General features: G+C 65.4%; 20 protein-coding genes and 1 riboswitch. Of the genes, 12 read left to right on the top strand and 8 right to left on the bottom strand.

The window, feature by feature from the left end; all coding sequences use genetic code 11:
- Window positions 1-268, bottom strand: a 268-nt coding sequence (locus VDP82_RS03145) for a 2'-deoxycytidine 5'-triphosphate deaminase domain-containing protein (RefSeq protein WP_323013380.1), incomplete at its 3' end; no start/stop codon positions are given.
- 166 nt (window positions 269-434) lie between these two features.
- Window positions 435-510, top strand: a riboswitch (SAM riboswitch).
- 37 nt (window positions 511-547) lie between these two features.
- Between VDP82_RS03145 and metZ the strand changes: the two genes are divergently transcribed.
- Both metZ and VDP82_RS03135 read left to right on the top strand, forming a co-directional pair.
- The gene (gene metZ / locus VDP82_RS03140) at window positions 548-1756 is read left to right on the top strand and encodes an O-succinylhomoserine sulfhydrylase (RefSeq protein ID WP_323013379.1); all 1209 of its coding nucleotides are present in this window, start codon (window positions 548-550) and stop codon (window positions 1754-1756) included.
- Window positions 1756-2577, top strand: coding sequence for a transporter substrate-binding domain-containing protein (locus tag VDP82_RS03135; protein WP_323013378.1), 822 nt, complete (start codon window positions 1756-1758; stop codon window positions 2575-2577). Before metZ ends, VDP82_RS03135 begins: the two co-directional genes overlap by 1 nt.
- A 3-nt stretch (window positions 2578-2580) precedes the next feature.
- On the opposite strand, the gene VDP82_RS03130 is transcribed toward VDP82_RS03135, so the two are convergent.
- Entirely contained in the window at window positions 2581-2997 is a 417-nt protein-coding gene (locus VDP82_RS03130) for a tellurite resistance TerB family protein (protein WP_323013382.1), read from the bottom strand.
- A gap of 137 nt (window positions 2998-3134) precedes the next feature.
- On the opposite strand from VDP82_RS03130, the gene VDP82_RS03125 reads away from it, so the two are divergent.
- Window positions 3135-4751, top strand: coding sequence for a lysine--tRNA ligase (locus VDP82_RS03125; RefSeq protein ID WP_323013377.1), 1617 nt, complete (start codon window positions 3135-3137; stop codon window positions 4749-4751).
- A gap of 4 nt (window positions 4752-4755) precedes the next feature.
- On the opposite strand, the gene aac(6') is transcribed toward VDP82_RS03125, so the two are convergent.
- Entirely contained in the window at window positions 4756-5235 is a 480-nt protein-coding gene (gene aac(6') / locus VDP82_RS03120; RefSeq protein WP_323013376.1) for an aminoglycoside 6'-N-acetyltransferase, read from the bottom strand.
- Window positions 5232-5867, bottom strand: a complete 636-nt coding sequence (locus VDP82_RS03115; RefSeq protein ID WP_323013375.1) for a S24 family peptidase — start codon at window positions 5865-5867, stop codon at window positions 5232-5234. The genes aac(6') and VDP82_RS03115 overlap by 4 nt, the downstream gene beginning before the upstream one ends.
- Window positions 5868-5994: 127 nt before the next feature.
- On the opposite strand from VDP82_RS03115, the gene VDP82_RS03110 reads away from it, so the two are divergent.
- Both VDP82_RS03110 and VDP82_RS03105 read left to right on the top strand, forming a co-directional pair.
- The gene (locus tag VDP82_RS03110) at window positions 5995-6348 is read left to right on the top strand and encodes a DUF952 domain-containing protein (protein WP_323013374.1); all 354 of its coding nucleotides are present in this window, start codon (window positions 5995-5997) and stop codon (window positions 6346-6348) included.
- Entirely contained in the window at window positions 6345-7454 is a 1110-nt protein-coding gene (locus tag VDP82_RS03105) for a quinone-dependent dihydroorotate dehydrogenase (RefSeq protein ID WP_323013373.1), read from the top strand. Before VDP82_RS03110 ends, VDP82_RS03105 begins: the two co-directional genes overlap by 4 nt.
- On the opposite strand, the gene VDP82_RS03100 is transcribed toward VDP82_RS03105, so the two are convergent.
- Window positions 7451-8122, bottom strand: a complete 672-nt coding sequence (locus VDP82_RS03100; RefSeq protein WP_323013372.1) for a response regulator — start codon at window positions 8120-8122, stop codon at window positions 7451-7453. The genes VDP82_RS03105 and VDP82_RS03100 overlap by 4 nt on opposite strands.
- 236 nt (window positions 8123-8358) lie before the next feature.
- Here VDP82_RS03100 and VDP82_RS03095 point away from each other — a divergent pair, with 236 nt between their 5' ends.
- From VDP82_RS03095 to VDP82_RS03085, 3 genes are all read left to right on the top strand, one after another.
- A complete protein-coding gene (locus tag VDP82_RS03095) occupies window positions 8359-11823 on the top strand; it encodes a peptidoglycan-binding protein (RefSeq protein ID WP_323013371.1) in 3465 nt (1154 codons plus the stop codon).
- Window positions 11824-11956: 133 nt separating this feature from the next.
- Window positions 11957-12883 carry a sulfite exporter TauE/SafE family protein gene (locus tag VDP82_RS03090; RefSeq protein WP_323013370.1) on the top strand — a complete coding sequence of 309 codons (927 nt, stop codon included), beginning with the start codon at window positions 11957-11959 and terminating at the stop codon, window positions 12881-12883.
- Window positions 12880-13641 (top strand): TIGR02186 family protein, encoded by a 762-nt coding sequence (locus tag VDP82_RS03085; RefSeq protein WP_323013369.1) that lies wholly within the window; start codon window positions 12880-12882, stop codon window positions 13639-13641. The genes VDP82_RS03090 and VDP82_RS03085 overlap by 4 nt, the downstream gene beginning before the upstream one ends.
- On the opposite strand, the gene pdeM is transcribed toward VDP82_RS03085, so the two are convergent.
- Window positions 13631-14338 (bottom strand): ligase-associated DNA damage response endonuclease PdeM, encoded by a 708-nt coding sequence (pdeM, locus tag VDP82_RS03080; protein WP_323013368.1) that lies wholly within the window; start codon window positions 14336-14338, stop codon window positions 13631-13633. The two genes, VDP82_RS03085 and pdeM, sit on opposite strands and share 11 nt — an antisense overlap.
- Complete coding sequence (locus VDP82_RS03075) at window positions 14335-16821, bottom strand: ligase-associated DNA damage response DEXH box helicase (protein WP_323013367.1); 2487 nt, start codon at window positions 16819-16821, stop codon at window positions 14335-14337. Before VDP82_RS03075 ends, pdeM begins: the two co-directional genes overlap by 4 nt.
- A gap of 244 nt (window positions 16822-17065) precedes the next feature.
- Here VDP82_RS03075 and VDP82_RS03070 point away from each other — a divergent pair, with 244 nt between their 5' ends.
- Together VDP82_RS03070 and VDP82_RS03065 are read left to right on the top strand one after the other, a co-directional pair.
- A complete protein-coding gene (locus tag VDP82_RS03070; RefSeq protein WP_323013366.1) occupies window positions 17066-17359 on the top strand; it encodes a DUF6460 domain-containing protein in 294 nt (97 codons plus the stop codon).
- A complete protein-coding gene (locus VDP82_RS03065; protein ID WP_323013365.1) occupies window positions 17356-18030 on the top strand; it encodes a nucleoside/nucleotide kinase family protein in 675 nt (224 codons plus the stop codon). The genes VDP82_RS03070 and VDP82_RS03065 overlap by 4 nt, the downstream gene beginning before the upstream one ends.
- A gap of 148 nt (window positions 18031-18178) precedes the next feature.
- On the opposite strand, the gene argB is transcribed toward VDP82_RS03065, so the two are convergent.
- The gene (gene argB, locus VDP82_RS03060; protein ID WP_323013364.1) at window positions 18179-19081 is read right to left on the bottom strand and encodes an acetylglutamate kinase; all 903 of its coding nucleotides are present in this window, start codon (window positions 19079-19081) and stop codon (window positions 18179-18181) included.
- Between the two features lie 143 nt (window positions 19082-19224).
- Here argB and msrB point away from each other — a divergent pair, with 143 nt between their 5' ends.
- Both msrB and VDP82_RS03050 read left to right on the top strand, forming a co-directional pair.
- Window positions 19225-19704: a peptide-methionine (R)-S-oxide reductase MsrB gene (gene msrB, locus VDP82_RS03055; protein ID WP_416347069.1), complete on the top strand. Its 480-nt coding sequence runs from the start codon at window positions 19225-19227 to the stop codon at window positions 19702-19704.
- A 63-nt stretch (window positions 19705-19767) separates the two neighbouring features.
- Window positions 19768-20475 (top strand): type 1 glutamine amidotransferase, encoded by a 708-nt coding sequence (locus VDP82_RS03050; protein ID WP_323013363.1) that lies wholly within the window; start codon window positions 19768-19770, stop codon window positions 20473-20475.
- The last annotated feature ends 17 nt before the right edge of the window (window positions 20476-20492 follow it).

Raw genomic sequence — 20492 nt, 5'->3', positions numbered from 1 at the left:
CGCAGCCGCGTTCGAGCACCGCGCCCCGGGTCAGATCCACTTCATGGAGCTTGAGAGCCTCGATGCGCTCGGCCACAGAATGGCCGGGGCCGGGCAGGAAGCTCGAACGCACCCGATAGGCCACCTCGCCCAGACGCAGGTCGAGGCTGGCCGGCTGCACCTGATCGGCCTCGAAAAGGTGCGCCGCCAGAATATGGCCGCCCGCATGCAGCTTTTCGATTAGCCGCGCCGGGAACACACCCTGCGGCCAGGCCCTTTGCTCGTCCATGCCGTCTCGCTCCTGATGCTGGGCAATTCCCTAGCAATCTGCGCAATTGACGCCAACAGGCAATTGGCTTTACATCACAGCCTAGAGCCGTTTGGGGAAGAGTTCCGGCCCCGAACCGGATCTGACGCAGGATTTGGAGCTTGTTTCGCGCCTTTTTAAGAGCGAAATCGGCTCCGGTGGTGATTTGGCCGGTCGCTTGCAGCCACTTGAAACAAATTGCTAAAGACCGTTGCAACCGGCCGCCCTCGCGTGCCGGTTTTTTGTTGTGAAGGCGCCATAATGTCCAAGGAAAACAATCCCCTCCTCGATCCGAAAAAGCGCGCGGCGGCGACGCAAATGGTGCATGGCGGGGGCAGGCGCACCGAGTTTCACGAAACCAGCGAGGCGTTGTTCCTCAATTCGGGCTATTCCTATCCCAGTTCCGAGCATGCCGAGCGACTGTTCCTCAACCAGATTCCGGGCGGACACAATTATTCGCGCTTCGCCAATCCCGGCTTCGACATGTTGCAGGAGCGCATGGCGCTGCTGGAAGGGGCCGAGGCGGCGCGCGCCTTCGCCACCGGCATGGCCGCCGTCACCAACGCCATCATGAGCCAGGTGCGCGCCGGCGACCATATCGTGGCTGCCCAGGCGCTATTTGGCGGCTGCCGCTATGTGGTGGAGGATTATGCACCGCGCTTCGGGGTCGAATCGACGCTGGTCGACGGGCGCGACCCGGAGAATTTCGCCCGGGCCATGCGGCCCAATACCAAGGTGGTGTTTCTCGAAACCCCGACCAATCCGACATTGGAACTGGTCGACATCAAGGCGGTTGCCGAGATTGCCCACGCCCATGGCGCCAGGCTGATCGTGGACAATGTGTTCGCCACCGCCCTCTACCAGAAGCCGCTCGAGTTGGGCGCCGACATCGTCGTCTATTCGGCCACCAAGCATATCGACGGGCAGGGGCGGGTGCTGGGCGGCATCGTGTTGGGTTCCCGCCAGGTCATCGAGGGCGACGTGCACATGTTTCTGCGCCAGACCGGTGCGGCCATTTCGCCCTTCAATGCATGGGTGCTGCTCAAGGGGCTGGAAACCTATACCCTGCGCGTCACGCAGATGACCGACAGCGCCGAGAAGGTAGCGGCGATGCTGGCCGATCATCCCAAGGTCAACCGCGTCATCTATCCCCACCATCCCAGCCATCCGCAATACGAACTGGCGCGGCGGCAGATGTCGCGCGGCTCAACCCTGATGGCGCTCGACGTCAAGGGCGGCCAGGAGGCGGCGTTCAAACTCAGCGACGCCCTGGCCGTGATCCTCATCTCCAACAATCTTGGCGATGCCAAATCGCTGATCACCCATCCGCGTACCACCACCCATGCGCGCCTGTCCGAGGAGGCACGGCTGGAGATCGGCGTGACGCCGGGCCTGCTGCGCCTGTCGGTGGGTCTGGAAAGTCCCGACGATCTCATCGCGGACCTGCTCTACGGCCTGGATCAGATCTGATGGCCAGAGGCGGCATCCGGGCGGCGCTGGTCCTTCTGGCTGGCCTTCTTGCCGGGCCGGCGCTCGGGCAGGCGCTGCCCTATCATGCCGACCCCGATGCGCGGGAAATCCTGCCCAGCGCCACGCCGGTGCCCGCCATCCGCTTTCTCACCACCGCCGATTTCCCGCCCTTCAATTTCCGCGATGCGGGGGGCGAGCTGATCGGCTTCAATATCGACCTGGCCCGGCGCATCTGCGCCGAAGCCAATATCGCCTGTACCATCCAGGCCTGGCCCTGGGAGCAGGCCGCGGCCGCCTTGGCAGACAATCAGGGCGACGCGCTGATCGCCGGTCTGGAACTGAGCCCGGAGAATGGCGGGAAATTCGATTTCTCGACCGTCTATCTTGCCCTGCCGGGACGGTTCGTCGCCCGCGCCGCCGATATCGGCTTGTTCGACCCCGCAAAACTGGACGGCAAGCGCGTGGCCGTGCGCGGCGGCAGTCGTCATGAGGAATTTCTGCGCCGCTATCTGCCCCAGGTGCAACTCGCCCGCTTCGACAGCGAGATCGGGGCGCTGGCCGCGCTGCGCGACGAAAAGGCCGATGCCTTTTTTGGCGACGCCATGCGGGCCTCGTTCTGGCTCAATGAAAATCTCGATTGCTGCGGCTTTGCCGGCGAGCCCTATTTCCGGCCGAACCTGTTCGGGGAAGGGCTGGCCATTGCGGTGCCGGCAGGACAAGCCGCCATCAGTCATACCATCGATTGGGCACTGGTGCGCCTCAAGGACAAGGGCGTTCTCGACGAGCTCTACCTGCGCTGGTTCCCCGTCGGCTTTTATTGAGCCTCAGGCCGGCAGGCGCCGGTGACGGGCGCGGGCCGCCACCTCGATGGCCGCGGTGGTCAGCCGGTCGAGATCGAGCCGGTCGCGCAGCATTTCAAGAAAGCGCAATTCTTCCTGCTCCAGATGCAGATCCACCGCCGTCACTTCCACCGCCAGCGCATAGGCGGTGTCCTGCAATTTGGCCGGCAGGGCGGCAATGGCGTCGTCCAGCACCTTGTCGAGCCCGCCAGGGCCATTGAGCGTGTCGGCGCAGGCATTGGCGACGACGGTCAGCCGGTTTTTGTCGAAGCTTTCGAACACTGGCAGCCGGCCGATCAGCGCCTGGATGCGCACCAGTTCCCGCTCGGTCATCGTGCTGTCGGACGAGGCGGCCACGATCATCAAATGGATGAGGGCGTCTTGGGCGGAAAGGGTCATCATCTGGTCCCGCATGAGGCTTGTTCCGGCGATAGCTAGGCGGGATGGCCGGGCTTGGCAAGCACCAGCGCCGAAAACGTTGACGCAAGCCCGCCGGAATGCAACACACCGGCAGCCCCTTTTGCTGAAAGGCCTGCACCTTGTCGTCCGCTTCCTTGCCCCCGCTCGACCCTGCGTTTTTCGACGCTGCCCAGACTGCCCGCGCCTGGCCGTTCGAGGAAGCAAGGAAACTGGTGGCCCGGCTGGAGAAGTCGGGCAAGGGCGAGGCCCTGTTCGAAACCGGCTACGGCCCCTCAGGTCTGCCCCACATCGGCACTTTCGGAGAAGTTGCGCGCACCACCATGGTGCGCACGGCCTTCCGGCTGCTCACGCGCGACCAGATTCCCACGCGGCTCTTGTGCTTTTCCGACGACATGGACGGCATGCGCAAGATTCCGGACAATGTGCCGTCCAAGGAATTCCTCGAGCCGCATCTGCAAAAGCCGCTGACCGCGGTGCCTGACCCCTGGACCAATGAATTTGCCAGCTTCGGCGACCATAACAACGCCATGCTGCGCCGGTTCCTGGACACGTTCGGCTTCGACTACGAATTTGCCAGCGCCACCGAATATTACCGTTCCGGAAAGTTCGATACTGTGCTGCTGCGCGCCGCCGAGCGTTATGGCGACATCATGAAGGTGATGCTACCGACGCTTGGCGCCGAGCGGCAGGCCACCTATTCGCCCTTCCTGCCCATCTCGCCCATTTCCGGCCGCGTGCTTTACGTGCCCATGAAGGAGGTCGATGCCAAGGACGGCACGGTGACCTTCGCCGACGAGGATGGGCGCGATGTTACCCTGCCGGTGACGGGCGGGCATGTGAAACTGCAATGGAAGCCCGATTTCGGTATGCGCTGGGCAGCCCTGGGCGTCGATTTCGAGATGTTCGGCAAGGATCACCAGACCAACCAGCACATTTACGACAAGATTTGCGCGATTCTCGGCGGCACTCCGCCCGAGCACTATGTCTATGAACTGTTCCTCGACGCGGAAGGGCAGAAGATTTCCAAGTCCAAGGGCAATGGCCTGACCATCGATGAATGGCTGACCTATGCCTCGACCGAAAGCCTCGGGCTCTACATGTTCCAGAAGCCCCGCGTCGCCAAGCGCCTGCATTTCGACGTCATCCCGCGCGCCGTGGACGACTATTACAGCTTCGTTGCCGCCTATCAGGATCAGGACGTGGCGGCACGGCTGGAAAATCCCGCCTTCCACGTCCACTACGGCGCCGTGCCCACGCCCGACGTTCCGGTCAGCTTCGCATTGCTGCTCAACCTCGTCGCCACGGCCAATGCCGAGGATACCAAGGTCATGTGGGGCTTTATCTCGCGCTACCTGCCCGGCGTCAGCGCGGCCACCCATCCCGAACTCGACAAGCTCGCCCTCTATGCGGTGCGTTACTTCAACGACAAGGTGAAGCCGCTCAAGACCTATCGCGCTCCTACCGACAAGGAGCGGGCGGCCCTGCAGGACCTGCACGACCGACTCAGCGCCCATATCGGCTCGACCGATGCGGAGGGCTTGCAGAACCTCGTCTACGAAATCGGCAAAACCCATGAATTCGAGCCGCTGCGCGACTGGTTCAAGGCGATCTACCAGGTGCTGCTGGGCGACGATCAGGGCCCGCGCTTCGGCTCCTTCATCGCCCTGTTCGGCGTGGCGGAAACACGCAGGCTGATTGCCGACGCCCTGGCGGGAAAATTCCTCAAGGCGGCCTGACCGGTCAGCCGAGCCCCTTGCGAAAGAACACGACGCGCTGGGTTTCCTTAAAGCCGAGCGCATCGTGCATGGCGTGGCTGGCGCTGTTGTCGATGGGGGCGTCGGAGGCCAGCTCGCGGTAGCCTTGCTGCCGCGCCCAGGCTTCGACGGCGTCTACCAGCCGCCGCGCCAGCCCGAACCGGTGCAGCAGGCCTATCGCCCCCAGCCCCGTGCGGCGGCAGTCGGGATCGACATAAATGCCTTCGAGAAAGGCCACCGGCGCGGTATCGCAGCCATTGACATAATCGTGGCGGATGCTGGCCTCGGCAAATCCCACGGCCCGGCCATGGCTGTCGCGGGCGATCAGCGCCAGATCCTTGCCCGAGGCCAGAGCCTCGACGATGTCGGTGCGATGCGCGGCCACGCCGTGCCGGGGCCACAGGGCTTGCCGCAGCGCGGCAAGATCGTCGATATCGGCCGGCGTCAATGTCGTGATGTGCGTCATTGGCTTGCCCAGATGATCCGCGCGATCCATTCGATCTCGGTCAATTCGAACGCGCGTGGAGGATAGGAGGGGTTGATCGAGTGCAGCTCGATCTGCCTTCCGGTCTGGCGCGCCAGGATCTTGGCCATCACCTCGCCGTCGCGGGTTTTGACCACGACGCGATCGCCGCGCCGCACCTGTTCGGTGGGTGAGACGACGATGCGATCACCCTCCCGATAGAGCGGTTCCATGGAATCGCCCTGCACCTCGAGGGCATAGATGCCGTTTTCGCCCGGCATGGGCAGGGCGATCTCATCCCAGCCCTGGCCGGCAGGAAAGCCGGCGCTGTCGAAAAAGCCGCCATTGCCCGCCTGCGCCAGCCCGAGCAGAGGCACGGTGCGGATAGCGGCCCCGCCCATCTGCATGAAGGTGCCGCCGGCCAGGAAGCTGTCGATGCTCTCCCCGGTCGCTTCCAATATCTTGGCGATGCTCTCGGTCGAGGGCCAGCGTTCACGCCCGTCCTTGCTGATCCGCTTGGAGACGTTGAAGGCGGTGGCGTCGAGCCCGGCTAGCTTGGCCAGCGCCGATACCGAATGACCATGGCGCCGCGCCAGGGCGTCGATTCCCTCCCAGATGGCACTATGGGACAGCATGGCAAATATTCCTGATAGGCCAGGAGGCGTTAAGAATTATGTCCTATTTATTAAAGGCCTCGCTTTGCCTTGTAAAGGGCTTCGCTGCCGCTTGCGGCGGTGTGATGCGGGCTTTAGGGTCGCGCCCATGAACACCCCCCAATTCATCTACAAGATCGCCACCGAGGCCGCCTTTGCGCCGTCGCGCGGCAGCGCTTTTGCAGGCATGCCGATCGACGAGCGCGATGGCTACATGCATTTTTCCACCGCCGGGCAACTGGCGGAAACCCTGCGCCTGCATTTTGCCGGCCAGGACAGGCTGGTGCTGCTGGCGGTTCATGCCGCGGCGCTGGGCGAGAATCTGCGCTGGGAGCCGTCGCGCGGCGGCGATCTTTTTCCTCATCTTTACGGCGGCCCGCTTCCGGCCTCGGCCATCGCCTGGGAAGCGCCTCTCAGCGTCGGGGCGGATGGAAGCTGCGTGCTGCCGGAGGCGGTGCGATGATCCTGTCGGCCTTCTCTCCTCTGCTCAAGCTCCCTGCGCTGGCTGGGCTCACTCGCGACACGCTGCTGCGCATGGATCCCGAGACCGCCCATGGCGCCACGATCTCGGCGCTGAAGCTGGGGCTGGCGCCGCAACAGGGCCAGCCCGACGGCGCCGAATTGCGCACCAGCCTGTGCGGTCTCGATCTCGCCAATCCGGTGGGCATGGCGGCCGGCTTCGACAAGAATGCCGAAGTGGCCGCGCCGCTGGCGCGCATGGGTTTCGGCATGGTGGAAATCGGTACCGTGACGCCCCGTCCGCAGGCCGGCAATCCCAAGCCGCGCCTGTTCCGCATTGGCCCGGCCCAAGGCGTCGTCAATCGCATGGGGTTCAACAATGAAGGGCACGAGGCCGCCTTCGCCCGCCTCAAGGAGACGCGGATACCGGCCGCGCTGGGGGTCAATATCGGCGCCAACAAGGACAGCGCCGATTTCGTGGCCGACTACTTTCTCGGCGTCGAGCGCTTTGCCGAGCTGGCCGATTACCTGACCGTCAACATCTCATCGCCCAATACGCCTGGCTTGCGCAATCTCCAGGCCGACGAGGCATTGAAGCGGCTTCTGGGCGAGGTGCTTTCGGCACGCGCGAAGGCGCGGATGCGGGTGCCCGTTTTTCTCAAGATCGCGCCCGATCTGGACGAGGCAGCGCTCGACGCCATCGCGGAGACCATCCTCGCCACCGATCTCGATGGCCTCATCGTCTCCAACACCACGATCAGCCGCGACATGGTGGTGGGGCTTGAGAATGCGGGTGAGACCGGCGGCCTTTCGGGAAGGCCGCTCTTCGCCCTTTCCACCCGCAAGCTGGCGCAGATGCGCCAGCGGCTTCCGGCGCTGCCGATCATCGGTGTCGGGGGAATCCATTCGGCGCAATCGGCACTGGCCAAGATCGAGGCCGGCGCCAACGCCATCCAGCTTTATTCGGCCCTGGTCTTCGGTGGGCTGGACCTGCTCGACGTCATCAAGCGCGGTCTGGTTGCGGCCGTGCGGGCCGAGGGCAAGACCAACATCGCCCAGCTTGTGGGCCGGAAAACCGCCGACTGGGCCGAAGGCCGGATCGGCGGCTAGTTTTTTTCGGGGCCGGTGGAGAACAGGGCCTCGAACTGGCCGTCCTCGATGCGAGAGGCGGCGATCACCGCCTGGGTGCGGCTGTCCACGTCGAGTTTCTGCAATATGGCCGACACATGCGCCTTGACGGTGGCCTCGGAAATGGAAAGTTCATAGGCGATCTGCTTGTTCATCAGCCCGTCGCTGAGCATCATCAGCACCCGAACCTGCTGCGGCGTCAGCGTGGCCAGGCGCCGCATGAGGGCGGTGTGATCGTCCTCTCCGCCCAGGACCATGCCTTCGGGCACGAACATCTCGCCTGACAGCACGGTCTCGATGGCGCGCCGGATTTCGGTGGGGCCGACCGATTTGTGCAGATAACCCGCCGCGCCCAATTCGAAGGCCCGGCGGATGACGGTATTGTCCTCCACCGCCGAGATGATCATCACCGGAATATCGGGATATTGCGCCCGCAGCAGCAGCAGCCCGGAAAAGCCGCGCACCCCGGGCATGTTGAGATCGAGCAGAACCAGGTCGCAATCGCGGTCCGTCTCCAGCGCTGTGCTGAGCCCGCTCAGATCCCCCGCCTCCTCCACGCTGACGGTGGCGTCGCCCCCCGAGAGGGTCTGGCGCAACGCGGCGCGGAACAGGGGATGGTCGTCAACGATGATGATACGGCGGCGGCTCATGTCGGCGGCGGGCTCCCGGAAAACCAAGACTGGGTTGGGCAGAGCGATGCATGGACACCCACAGGGAGTTCACAATCAGCTTCGGCTCACCCTGTCATATGCTTAATACGGCTATACTTAACGGCTTCTTTACCATGTTTTCTCAAGAGTGAGCGTCATACCTTCGTGTTGAATCGCGGGGGGTTGCCAATGCACCAGATGGACTTGCCATGGCCCGCGCCTCATCCATTGCGGATATGTCCCACCTCCTCCCCGAACCGCCGGCGGGGGAGTGGCAGGCGCTGCGCGGGGAATTGGTGGCGCTGCTTGACCAGGTAGAGGGGCGCTATGCCCCCGCAGTGCGCGGCGAGCCCGAGCTGTCGGGCCTGACCGAGCGGGTGCGCAGCCTGCGCGACCAGGTGGTGGGGCCGGAGCCGGCCATGCGCCGGCAGGAGGCTCTGCGCAGCGTCAAGCGCGCCGTCGACCGTTTCAGCGAGCGCGAGACGCCGTTGGGGCAGGATCGGGACGAGCTGAGCCACGCCATCGCCGAAATCCGCGGCCGCCAAATGGCTGCTCCCGTATTGCCGCAGGACCGGCGAGCGTCCGATATGCCGGAGCTGCGTGAACTCAGCGCTCTTGTCGGTGGACTTTCGGGGCGTCTTGAAAGGCTCGAGGGCGAATTGCATACCAGCCGCGCCGACAAGGGCAGCGTGCGGGAAATCGCCTCCCAGGTGGAGCAACTGACCCATGTGGTGGAATTGCTGGCGGGCGCCGTGGGCGAAACCGGCCAGGTCAAGCGCCTTGAAGCCCAGATCGGCGCGCTGGCCGCACTGATCGAGGAAGGTTCGCGCGCTGATCTCTCCACCCTCAACAAGCGTCTCGACGATGTCTCGCTCACCGTCGGCAAGCTGGCCGAACTGCAGGCCCAGCAGATGGAGCGCGAAATCCTGCGCGACGACCGGCTGGATTCAGCCGGCGAAGGACTGGCGCCGGCCATGCAGGCGATCGAGACCAGCGTGCGCAATGTCTATGACCGCATCGACACCATCGAAAAGAACGTGGCCCTGTCCTCGGGCGATTTCGAGCGCCTGACCGCCGAGATGGCCGCGTTTACCAAGGCCATGCGCGAGCGCGAGGCGGCGCCGGACCGGCTGATCGATCGGGTGGACGCATTGGCCGCGCGCATTGGCGGCTTCGAAACGGCCAATGGCGATGTCGAAGGGCTCAAGCAGGATATCGCCGCGCTGCAAGGCGCGGTCATGGCTGGCATGGAGCCGCGTTTCCTGCGGCTTGAAAGCCAGATCGAGGCCCTGTCCGACCGTGTTGCCCCGGTGGATACGGCCAGCGTTGAAAATCAGCTCCGCCAGCTCATGGCCCGCATGGACGAGACGGGAGCCCAGCTCGACGGGTTGGCTCGCCTCTATTCGGCCAAGTCCGATCCGGCGGAATTGGAAGCCATGGCCACGCTGGTAGCCGAACGCACCAGCGATGCCGTGACCCGGAAGGCGCCGGCCCCCGTGGCTATGTTCGGGCCAGATAGTCTGAAAAGTATCGAGGACCGGCTGACCGGGCTGTTGAAGGCCGCCGGCAAGGCCCCCGATTTTGAAGCGCTGGCCGATATCGTGGCCGAGCGCACCTCGCAAGCCGTTTCGCGCTCCGCGCCCGCGGCAGCTGACCCGGCCATCAACGTCGAAAGCATGAACGCGCTCGAAGAGCGCATGACGGCCCTGTTCAATACCGCCGGCAAGGATACCGCCGAACGGCTCGCCCGGCTCGAAGCGGTGTTGAGCGAGCGCAAGGAACGTCCCAATCGCGCCGCCCTCGCCGAAGCCGAGCCGCCGCAAGAACGGCCGCAGGTGCGGTTGGAGTCCCGGGCTTCCGCCAGAAGCGACCGTATGCCCGCCAATCCGGGCGACGAAGCGCCGCTGATCGATCCGGGCTTCCCGGATATCCCGCCAGCCCACAAGCCCGAGCCGCGCGCCGTGCGGGCCGCGCCCCGGATTGTCGAGCCGCGTTCCGCCGAGGCCAATGCCGGGCCGGCGTTCGACCCGGCCGGCATCGAGCGTCCGCCCCGGCCGCAGTCGAGCTTTGCCACCGGTGAGGCCGATCCCTTCGCGCCGACCGAAACGCCAGCGGTGACCCTTCCTGCGGCGCCGGCCGGCAAGAGCAATACCAGCACTTTCGTCGCCGCCGCCCGCCGGGCGCAGCGGGCCCGCCAGGAGGCCGCCGCCGAGCCGGCCGCGTCCGGCGGCTCGGTCTTTGCCCGGGCCCTGTCGCGGGCCCGCCCCGTCAAGCCGGCCGAGACGACTGCCCCCGCCGCTGTGGAAGAAGCGGTGACGCCACCCGAGCCGGCCGCCGAAAAGCCGGCCCGGCCCGCGCGCGCCTTCCTGCGCCGCAAGGTCGTCCAGACCCCCGCCGAGCCCCTATTCGAGGCCGATCTGGACGCCGTGGAAGAGGCGCTGGCCCCTGGCTTTCTTACCCGCCATCGGCGGCCCTTGCTGCTGGCCGCCGCGCTGGTCGTGGTGTCGATGCTGGCGCTCAATCTCGTCATCCAGCGTATGGGCGCTGCCCGCCAGCAGCCGGCTCCGGCGGCCCAGAGCGCGTTCGAAACTTCGCCATCCACCGACGAGGTCGAGGATGTGTCGCTGGTTCGCCCCGAGCCGCGCATCATCGATATGATCGACGGCACCGCGACCGGTTCGATCAATCCCGGCGAACCCATGAGCTTCGTCCGCCACGCCGAAGCGACCTCCATTCCGCCTCTGCCGACCGGCTTTTCGACCGCGCAGGCCCAGCATCTTCCGGACGCGGATATTCCTGAGGTTACCGGCAGCATTCCGGCCAATCTCGCTTCGGCTTCGGACACGTTCGAACTGCCGCCAGAGGCCGTGGGGCCGATAGCCCTGCGCCAGGCGGCGGCCGATGGTGATGTGCGCGCCCAGTTCGAGATCGGCGCGGTCTATACCGACGGCAAGGCCGTGCCGCAGGATTATGCCGAGGCGGCCAGATGGTATGAGCGCGCCGCCGCGCAAGGCTTCGCGCCGGCCCAGTATCGCATGGGCAATCTTTACGAGACTGGCCAGGGCGTGGAGAAAGACCTTGAAATGGCCCGGCTCTGGTATCAGCGCGGCGCCGAGGCAGGCAATCGCATGGCCATGCACAATCTGGCCGCGCTCTACGCCAGCGGCCAGCTTGGCAATCAGGAGTTCGAATCGGCGGCCGAATGGTTCGCCCGCGCCGCCGCCCGCGGCATGACCGATAGCCAGTTCAACCTGGGCATGCTCTATGCGCGCGGTCTGGGCGTCGAGCAGGATTTCGAGCAATCCTACAAATGGTTCGCCCTTGCGGCCCGCAATGGCGACAAGGATGCCGGCCAGGCGCGCGACGATATCGCCAAGTCGCTCTCGGCCGAAAGCATGGGGCGCGTCAGCGACGAACTGACCCAATGGGTTGCCGACCCCATTGATTTGGCAGCCAATTTTTCTCCCATCGGCACCTGGGCCGCCGATTTCGACCCTGGCGAGAAGATCAGCTCGCGCGAGGTGGTGGGCAAGGTGCAGGCCGTGCTCAACCGGCTCGGCTTCAGCGTTGGTACGCCCGATGGGCTGGCCGGCCCGCGCACCGCCGAGGCGATAAGAGCCTTCGAGCGGGGCGTGGGGATGAGCGAACCCGGAATGGTCAATCCGCGCCTGCTTGCCGTGCTCGGCAGCCAGCCGGTCTGACCGCTCCTGCGCCCGGCGCCTGAGCCGGCTGCTTTTTCAAGGCTCATCGCGCGAAGGTGACGGGCTTTGACCTCTTGTTGACGGACGATGCTGTAAGCTGCCCCCGTTACTGTGTTTTGTACGGATCAGGGTCTTGCAGATCTACCTGCCGATCGCCGAGCTGTCCGTGAACCTCTTCTTTCTCGTGGGGATCGGAGGGGCGGTCGGATTTCTGTCGGGCCTTTTTGGCGTCGGCGGTGGCTTCCTGTTGACTCCCTTGCTGATTTTCTCCGGCGTACCGGCGCCGGTGGCCGTGGCTTCGGTAACGGGTCAGGTGGTGGCGGCCTCGACCTCGGGAGCCCTGGCCCATTACCGGCGCGGCGCGGTGGACCTGCATCTGGCCCTCTATCTGGTGCTTTCCGGCGTTCTGGGGGCTTTTGGCGGGGTGGCGACCTTCGCGTTGCTGCGCGATGCCGGCCAGCTCGACCTGTTCATTTCCTTCGGCTTTCTGGTGCTGCTGGGCTTTGTCGGCGTGCTGATGCTGCAGGAATCGGTGCGCGCCATGCTCAAGCACCGCAAGGGCGTGGTGGTGCGCGAGCGCCAGGCCAATCAGCACAACTGGATGCACGGCCTGCCGCTGCGGGTGCGTTTCAAGAAAAGCCGCTTGTATATCAGTGTCTTGCCGGTTCTGGTCATCGGGCTGTTCATCGGCTTTGTCGGCTCGCTTCTCGGCGTCGGCGGCGGCTTCATCATGGTGCCAGCGCTGGTCTATCTGCTGCGGGTGCCGGGCAATGTGGTCATCGGCACCTCGCTGGCCCAGGTGGTGGCGATGATGGCCGCCACCACGGTGCTGCACGCCGTGCAGAGCCAAAGCGTTGATATCATGCTGGCTTTTTGCCTGATGGTCGGTGGCACCGCCGGGGCGCAGTTCGGCGCTTCCGCCGGAAAATATCTGCGCGGCGAACAGCTGCGCGGGCTTCTGGCGCTGCTGGTGTTGGCCGTGGCCATCCGCTTCGGGCTGTCGCTGGTGCTGACCCCGAGCGATCTGTTCAGCATGGCCATTGTGGGAGGCGCCAGATGATCCGCCTCTTCACCTTGATTTTGCTGGCCTTTTTATTTTCCACGCCGGCCATGGCGGCGCGCCTTATCTCGCAGGTCTCTACCGACACGGTGGAAATCACCTCGAGCTTCGCCGGCGAGAAGCTCACCTTTTTCGGCAATATCGTCCCCGATGCGGGCTCGGATGAAGAGGTGGTGGAGGGAACCTTCCACGTGGTGGTGGTGGTGCTCGGCCCGACGCAGAACCGGGTGGCGCGGCAGATGAGCAATGTGCTTGGGGTCTGGCTCAACACCGATCAGGTGGAATTCGAGAAATTCCCCAGCTATTTCCATGTGTTATCAAGCGCCAAGCTGAGCGACATATCCGACATCACCACGCTCACCACCAATTTCATCACCCCAGAATCGCATACGCTGGCGGCCCTGGGCAGCGATATCGGCAAGAATATCCGCTTCGGGCGCGAGCTGATCCGGCTGATGACGAAGGAAGGGCTGTTCGGCGTGCAGGAGAATGCGGTCAACTTCATGTCGGATAACTTTTATTCCGCGCGGCTGACCCTGCCCAGCAATGCCCCGCCGGGGCCTTATATTGCAATGACTTACGTATTCCAGAACGGCGAACTCATCGCGCGCAAGTCCGAGGGTTTCGGGGTGCGCAAGATCGGCTTCGAGCGGTTCCTGGCGCTCTCCTCGGTGCAGCAGCCGCTGCTTTACGGCCTGGTCTGCGTGGTGCTGGCGCTGTTTACCGGTTGGCTGGGCGGGGTGCTGTTCAGGAGATGAGCCGGCGCGGGCTGACCGGATAGGTGCGCTCGCGCCCCAGCATGGTGACCTCCAGGGAGGGCCAGTCGAACAGCCCGGCAAAGGCCGGGGATAAAATATTGAGCGCGCCCGTAGAAGCCCCGTAGGCGGGCAGGATCAGCAGCCGCCCGTCGTGGACAAAGCACGGCCGGCGGGTCGAGCGGCCGGCTATGCGCACATGCGCGGCCGGGTGCAAATGGCCGGCGACGAGCCCGGCGACGCCGCGCCGTGGCTCATGGGTGAAGGTGAGGCCGGCGACCTCCAGGCCCGGCAGGCAGACCCCGCCAATGCCCTCATGGGGAGCCGGATCGTGATTGCCCAGCAGCCAGATGCAATCGAGGCTTGCGGTCACGCCGTCGAGTCGCATCCGGTCGGTTTGGGTTAACAGACTGCTAGCATTTGCCCGGTGAAAACTGTCACCCAAGGCCACCAAGCGAGACGCTTTGGTTAGCGCGAGATCGGCTTCGAGCCGCGCCAGCGTCATGCCGGTATCGTAAGGAGGCAGCAACTGGCCGCGCCGGGCGAAGCTGGCCATCTTCTCGAAATGCAGATCGGCCACCAGCAGGGTGCGCTGGGCATGCCAATAGAGCCCGCCCGAGGGCAGGGGCTCGAAATCGTGACCGGCAAAATGCAGCATGGGCGTTTCGTCGGAAATCGCCTCGGCCAGTGATCGGTTCAATCGCGCCCCATCGCTTCGCGCAGCAATTCGTCTGCCGCTTCCGCCATAGCCGATTCGCGCCCTTCCCCGAAAATCGGCTCCTTGCCGATATCCAGTAACACCGGCACGGCGAGCGGGGAAATCCTGGGCAGCGGTTTGTGAACGATATGGGCGCGGATGCGCGCCAGCATCTGCCCCAGCCGCTCGATATCGAGCAGGCCGCGCGCCGCGTCGCGCCGTGTGGCCTGAATGAGAATGTGGTCGGGCTCGTGGGCGTAGAGCACGTCATAGATGAGATCGGAACTCATGGTGATCTGGCGGCCGGATTTCTCCTTGCCCGGATGGCGGCGCTCGATCAGCCCGGCGATGATGGCGCAATTGCGAAAGGTGCGCTTCATCAGCGCCGATTCATCGAGCCAGGCTTCGAGGTCGTCCCCCAGCATGTCCTCGGAGAAGAGATCGTCCAGCGACAGCCGACCGGTGCGGATGAGGGCGGAGAGGTCCCCCAGCCCCCAGATGGCCAGCGCATATTCGGAAGCGACAAACCCCAGCGGACGGGCGCGCTCGCGTTCGAGCCGGCGGGTGAGCAGCATGCCCAGGGTCTGGTGCGCCAGCCGCCCCTCGAAGGGGTAGCAGACGAGGAAATTGTTGTCGCCGCGCGGAAAGGTTTCGACCAGCAGGCTGTCATGGGCGGGCAGGAGCGAAACATCGCGTTGCAGGCGCAGCCAGTCGCTGACCTGATCGGGGAGCTTCGACCAGTCCTCGGGGCTGTCCATGATGCGGCGGACGCGCTCGGCCAGATAGGTGGAGAGCGGAAACTTGCCGCCCATATAGGAGGGAATCTTGGGATTGGTGGCCTGGGCGCGCGAGACGAACGCCTCATTGTCGCGCATGGTTTCGAAGGCGACGATCTCGCCGCCGAACATGAAGGTGTCGCCGGGCAGGAGCGTGCCGAAGAAATATTCCTCCATCTCGCCCAGGACACGCCCGCCCATGCCGATGGGGCCGGTGGTGCGGCCCTTTTTGAAACCGCGCCCGCGCACCAGCCGCACCCGCACCATGGGCTCCTCCACGATGGTGCCGATATTGAGCCGGTATTGCTGGGCGACCTGCGCATTGGCGACGCGCCAGCGCCCGTCGGGATTGCGCCTGAGCCGCGCATAGCGCTCATAGGCGCGCAGGGCATAGCCGCCGGTGGCGACGAAATCGAGCACGCGGTCGAATTTCTCGCGCGGCAGGTCGCGATAGGGCCAGGCGCGGCGCACCTCGTCAAAAAGATCGTCGGCCAGGAACGGCTCGGCGCAGCCCATGCCCAATATGTGCTGGGCCAGAACGTCATAGCCGCCCGCGACCGGGTCTTCGCTGTCCTGATGGCCTTCGGCCACCGCTTCCAGCGCCGCTTCGCATTCGAGCACCTCGAAGCGGTTGGAGGGCACGAGGATGGCCTTGGAGGGCTCGTCGAGCCGGTGATTGGCCCGGCCAATGCGCTGGAGCATGCGCGAGGACCCCTTGGGCGCGCCCACCTGCACGACGAGATCGACATCGCCCCAGTCGATGCCCAGATCGAGCGTGGAGGTGCACACCACCGCCTTGAGCCGGCCCTCCACCATGGCGCTTTCCACCTTGCGGCGCTGCTCGACCGAGAGCGAGCCATGATGCAGGGCGATGGGCAGGGCCTCGTCGTTGATGGCCCAGAGGCCCTGGAACAGCAATTCGGCCTGGCTGCGCGTGTTGACGAAGAGCAGCGTGGTGCGATGCGCCCTGATGATGGCGTAAAGCTCGCGATGGGCATAGACGGAGGAATGGCCGGCCCAGGGCAGGTGCTCCATTGTGCGCAGGATTTCGAGCTGCGGCGGAGCGCCGCCGCTGGCGTGCAGCAGCCGGGTTTCGCGCCGGGGCAGGGGCCGGACGATCCAGTCGCGCAAGAGGTCCGGCCGGGCCACCGTGGCGCTGAGCGCGGTGATGGCGAGGTCGGGCGCCAGCGCGGCGATGCGCGCCAGGCACAGCGAGAGCAGTTCGCCGCGCTTGGAGGTGACCAGCGCGTGCAATTCATCGAGCACGATGCGGCGCAGCGAGCCGAAAAACAGATGCGCATGCGGATGGCTGATGAGCAGGCAAAGCTGCTCGGGCGTGGTGAGCAGGATATGGGGCGGCTTGCTGCGCTGGCGGGCGCGGCGCGAGGCGGGGGTGTCGCCGGTGCGCGTCTCGGCACTGATGGCGAGGCCCATTTCGGCGATCGGATTGGTCAGGTTCCGTTGCACATCCACCGCCAGCGCCTTGAGGGGCGAGATGTAAAGCGTGTGCAATCCCTCGACCGGGTTGGCGGCCAGATCGACCAGCGTGGGCAGGAACCCGGCCAGCGTCTTGCCTGCGCCGGTGGGCGCGATGAGCAGCGCCGAGGCTCCCTCCTGCCAGCTCGACAGCACGTCGAGCTGATGGGCGCGGGGGGACCAGTTTTTCCGCGCGAACCAGTCGGCGATGACGGGGGGAAGGGGGGTATGCAAGGGTCAGGGCCCCGGCGTGTCGGGCACCACCCCCACCCAACCTCCCCCATCAAGGGGGAGGTGCCCCTCGGGGGGCGGGGCAAGATCGTGCCAGAGGCACAAGGCCACACCTCCCCCTTGATGGGGGAGGCCGGGAGGGGGTGTGCCGAGCGTCGCGAACGAAATGGGCAAATCGCACCTTCTTCAAGTCACAATCGAGCCTATATGATCCGGGAGCCACCACAACAGGGCCCGGAGACCACATATGACCGAGCAATATCCGACAGGCCGCCCGATGACGGCGCTGGAGCGTTTTATCGGCGGCAGGCCCATGGGCGTCGTCATCCGGCTGGCCATCGTCTCGCTGATCGTGGGCTTCGTCATGGTGACCTTCGGGCTCGATGCGCAGGCGATCCTGGAAGGGGCAATGACGCTGGTGCGCAATGCGTTGCGCGACGGGCTGGGCGTGTTCGGCGATCTGGGGCGCTATATCCTGACCGGGGCGGCGCTGGTGGTGCCGCTCTGGCTGGTGCTGCGGCTTTTGCGGGGCCGGCCGTGACCCCGCCGCCCCGGCTGGCGCTGACGCCGGAAGCGGCATTGGCGCGGCTGGTGCCGCAGATCGTCGAGATAGAAAGCAAGGCCCATCGCCGCATTGCCATCGGTTTGGCAGGCGGGCCGGGCACGGGCAAGTCCACGCTGGCCGCCGAGCTGGTGACGCTGCTCGACACCATCCATCCGGGGCAGGCGGCGCTGGTGCCCCTGGACGGCTTTCACATGCGGCACGACAAGATCGTCGCCATGGGCCAGACCGACTACAAGGGCGCCCCGCACACATTCGAGGGCGCGGGTTTTGTCAGTTTCCTGCACCATCTCAAGCATGCCACCGAAGCGGTGAGCGGGCCGGGCTATAGCCGCAAAATCGAGGACGTGGTGGAGAACGCCTTCACCGTGGGGCCCCAGGTGCGCATCCTGGTGGTCGAGGGTAATTATCTGCTGCTGCCCGAGGGGCCCTGGGCCGGGGTCAGGGCGCTGCTCGACTATGCGGTGTTTCTGGACGTGCCGCGCGACATGGTTGAGGCGCGGCTTTTGCGCCGGCATGGCGAGGAAGGATTGTTCAGCGAGGAACGCAACCGGGCGCATATCGCGCGCAACGATCTGCCCAACTACGATCTGGTGGCCGGCACGAAGGATCGGGCCGATGTGGTGATCGCGCTGGAGGTGAAGGGGTAGTACTGTCCGTGTGGCTCCACCCCCTCCCGACCTCCCCCATAAAGGGGGAGGTGCCCCTTTGTGGGTGGGGCAAGATGGTGCCAAAAGCGCAGAGCCACACTTCCCCCTTGATGGGGGAGGCTGGGAGGGGGTGCTCCCCCCGCATCCTTCAGCGCACGATCAGCGTGCCGGCGCCGAATTCAGTGAACAGCTCCACCAGCACCACATGGGGCATCTTGCCGTTGAGGATGACCACGCCCTCGACGCCGTTTTCCAGCGCTTCCAGGCAGGTTTCCACCTTGGGGATCATGCCGCCCGAAATGGTGCCGTCGGCGATCAGCGCCTTGGCGTCGCTCACCGTCAGCTCGGGGATGAGCTTGCCGTCGCGGTCGAGCACGCCGGGCACGTCGGTGAGGAACAAGAGGCGCTTGGCGCCCAGCGAGCCGGCAATGGCGCCGGCAAAGGTGTCGGCATTGATATTATAGGTATTGCCGTCGCGGCCGGGGGCCACCGGGGCGATGACCGGGATCATCTCGGAGCGGGCCAGAAGGTCGAGCAGGGTGCGGTCCACCTCCACCGGCTCGCCGACAAAGCCCAGATCGAGCACCTTCTCGATATTGGAGCCGGGATCCTTGACGGTCTTCTGCGCCTTCTTGGCGAAGACCATGTTGCCGTCCTTGCCGCACAACCCGATGGCCCATTCGCCCTCGGCATTGATCAGCGCCACGATCTCCTTGTTGATCGAGCCGGCCAGCACCATCTCCACCACTTCCATGGTGCGCGCATCGGTGACGCGCAGCCCGCCCTCGAACTTGGATTCGATGCCGAGATTTTTCAGCATCAGGGCAATCTGCGGTCCCCCGCCATGCACGACGATGGGGTTGACCTTGGACTGCTTGAGAAGCGCGATGTCGCGGGCGAAGGCCCGGCCCAGTTCGATGTCGCCCATGGCGTGGCCGCCATATTTGACCACCACGGTCTTGCCCTCGTAGCGCTGCATATAGGGCAGGGCCTGGGCGAGGATGCCGGCATCGTGGCTGAACCGGTCGGTCGAGGGATTGGGATCGGACATGGACGATGCATCCTGTTGGCAAGGGCGGCATAAACGCCTGAGGGATAGAGCATCGCGCCGCAAAGGGAAAGCCGCTAAAGCGCGCAAACGTGATCCCCCAGGCCCCGCCAAAAGACCTAGACTGGCGGCAAAAGGAGGTCGGCATGCTGTTGGATCGCCGCCGTCTCGTCGCCGGTGGGCTGGCCCTGGCCGGCACCGCCCTGCTGCCGCTTTCCCGCGCCGGAGCGCAAGAGTTTCCCTTCGCGCTCAGCCAGGCCGAATGGCGCGCGCGGCTGAGCCCGGAAGCCTATTCCGTGCTGCGCGAGGAACAGACCGAATGGGCCTTTTCCTCCCCCCTCAACAATGAACACCGGCCCGGGCGCTTCCATTGCGCCGGATGCGATGCGGCCCTGTTCGAGGCGGCGACCAAATTCGACAGCGGCACCGGCTGGCCGAGCTTTTACACCTTCATCGCCGGCGCGCTGGGGGAACGGCAGGACACCAGCCAGGGCATGATCCGCACCGAGGTGCATTGCGCCAATTGCGGCGGCCACCAGGGCCATGTCTTCCCCGACGGCCCCCCGCCCACGGGGCTGCGCTATTGCATCAACGGGCTGGCGCTGCGCTTCGCGCCGCAGGCGTAAGCCGCTTCACAAGGGGGCGATTGTGCCTATATGTCGGGAAAGGCTCCTTTTCCCGGCGGTATCATGAAGCTCACCATCATCCAGACCGGCGACGTGCCCGCGCCCCTGCGGGAGCGCTTTGGTCCCTATCACCAGATGTTCCGGGCCATGTTCGAGGCCACCGGCGGCGATTTCACCTATGAGGCGGTGCTGGCCTCGGATGGCGAGGCGCTGCCCGATCCGGCGGGGCTGGAAGCCATCGTCATCACCGGCTCGCCCGCCGGGGTCTATGACGACCTGCCCTGGATCGAGCCGCTGCGCGGCTTCATCCGCGCCGCCTATGCGGCGGCAACGCCCATGCTGGGCATCTGCTTCGGCCACCAGATCATGGCCGACGCACTGGGCGGGGAGGTGCGCAAATCCGAAAAGGGCTGGGGCATGGGCCGCCACCTCTATGCGGTGACGGCGCGGCCCGGTTTCATGGAGGGCGCGCCCGAGACGCTTTCGGTGGCCTGCTCGCACCAGGACCAGGTGATCGTTCCGCCCGAAACGGCCGAGGTGATCCTGGCCTCCGATTTCACCCCCAATGCCGGGCTGGCCTATCGCAACCAGAAGGCGCTGAGCTTCCAGCCCCATCCCGAATTCAGCGACGATTACGCCGTGGCGCTGGCCGAACTCCGGCGCGGACGGGCTCCCGACGAAGTGGTGGATAGGGCGATGGCCTCCATTGCCAAGCCTTCCGATAGCGCCGATCTTGCCCGCTATATTGGACGGTTCTTCAAGGGGGGCTGAGAATGGCCGCCACCGAT

The organism is Devosia sp. (assembly GCF_034675085.1).
Taxonomy (GTDB): Bacteria; Pseudomonadota; Alphaproteobacteria; order Rhizobiales; family Devosiaceae; genus Devosia.
The sequence above is the reverse complement of the archived record's forward strand: the minus strand, read 5'-3'. Positions and strand labels throughout refer to the sequence as shown.

Bases quoted from the DNA above. Each gene is read 5' to 3' on its own strand.
- VDP82_RS03115 (WP_323013375.1), bottom strand. From the start codon at position 5,867: ATGCTGTCCCATAGTGCCATCTGGGAGGGAATCGACGCCCTGGCGCGG.
- VDP82_RS03070 (WP_323013366.1), top strand. From the start codon at position 17,066: ATGACCGAGCAATATCCGACAGGCCGCCCGATGACGGCGCTGGAGCGT.
- msrB (WP_416347069.1), top strand. From the start codon at position 19,225: ATGCTGTTGGATCGCCGCCGTCTCGTCGCCGGTGGGCTGGCCCTGGCC.
- VDP82_RS03135 (WP_323013378.1), top strand. From the start codon at position 1,756: ATGGCCAGAGGCGGCATCCGGGCGGCGCTGGTCCTTCTGGCTGGCCTT.
- argB (WP_323013364.1), bottom strand. From the start codon at position 19,081: ATGTCCGATCCCAATCCCTCGACCGACCGGTTCAGCCACGATGCCGGC.
- VDP82_RS03095 (WP_323013371.1), top strand. From the start codon at position 8,359: ATGTCCCACCTCCTCCCCGAACCGCCGGCGGGGGAGTGGCAGGCGCTG.
- VDP82_RS03050 (WP_323013363.1), top strand. From the start codon at position 19,768: ATGAAGCTCACCATCATCCAGACCGGCGACGTGCCCGCGCCCCTGCGG.
- VDP82_RS03110 (WP_323013374.1), top strand. From the start codon at position 5,995: ATGAACACCCCCCAATTCATCTACAAGATCGCCACCGAGGCCGCCTTT.
- VDP82_RS03130 (WP_323013382.1), bottom strand. From the start codon at position 2,997: ATGATGACCCTTTCCGCCCAAGACGCCCTCATCCATTTGATGATCGTG.
- VDP82_RS03100 (WP_323013372.1), bottom strand. From the start codon at position 8,122: ATGAGCCGCCGCCGTATCATCATCGTTGACGACCATCCCCTGTTCCGC.
- VDP82_RS03105 (WP_323013373.1), top strand. From the start codon at position 6,345: ATGATCCTGTCGGCCTTCTCTCCTCTGCTCAAGCTCCCTGCGCTGGCT.
- metZ (WP_323013379.1), top strand. From the start codon at position 548: ATGTCCAAGGAAAACAATCCCCTCCTCGATCCGAAAAAGCGCGCGGCG.
- VDP82_RS03085 (WP_323013369.1), top strand. From the start codon at position 12,880: ATGATCCGCCTCTTCACCTTGATTTTGCTGGCCTTTTTATTTTCCACG.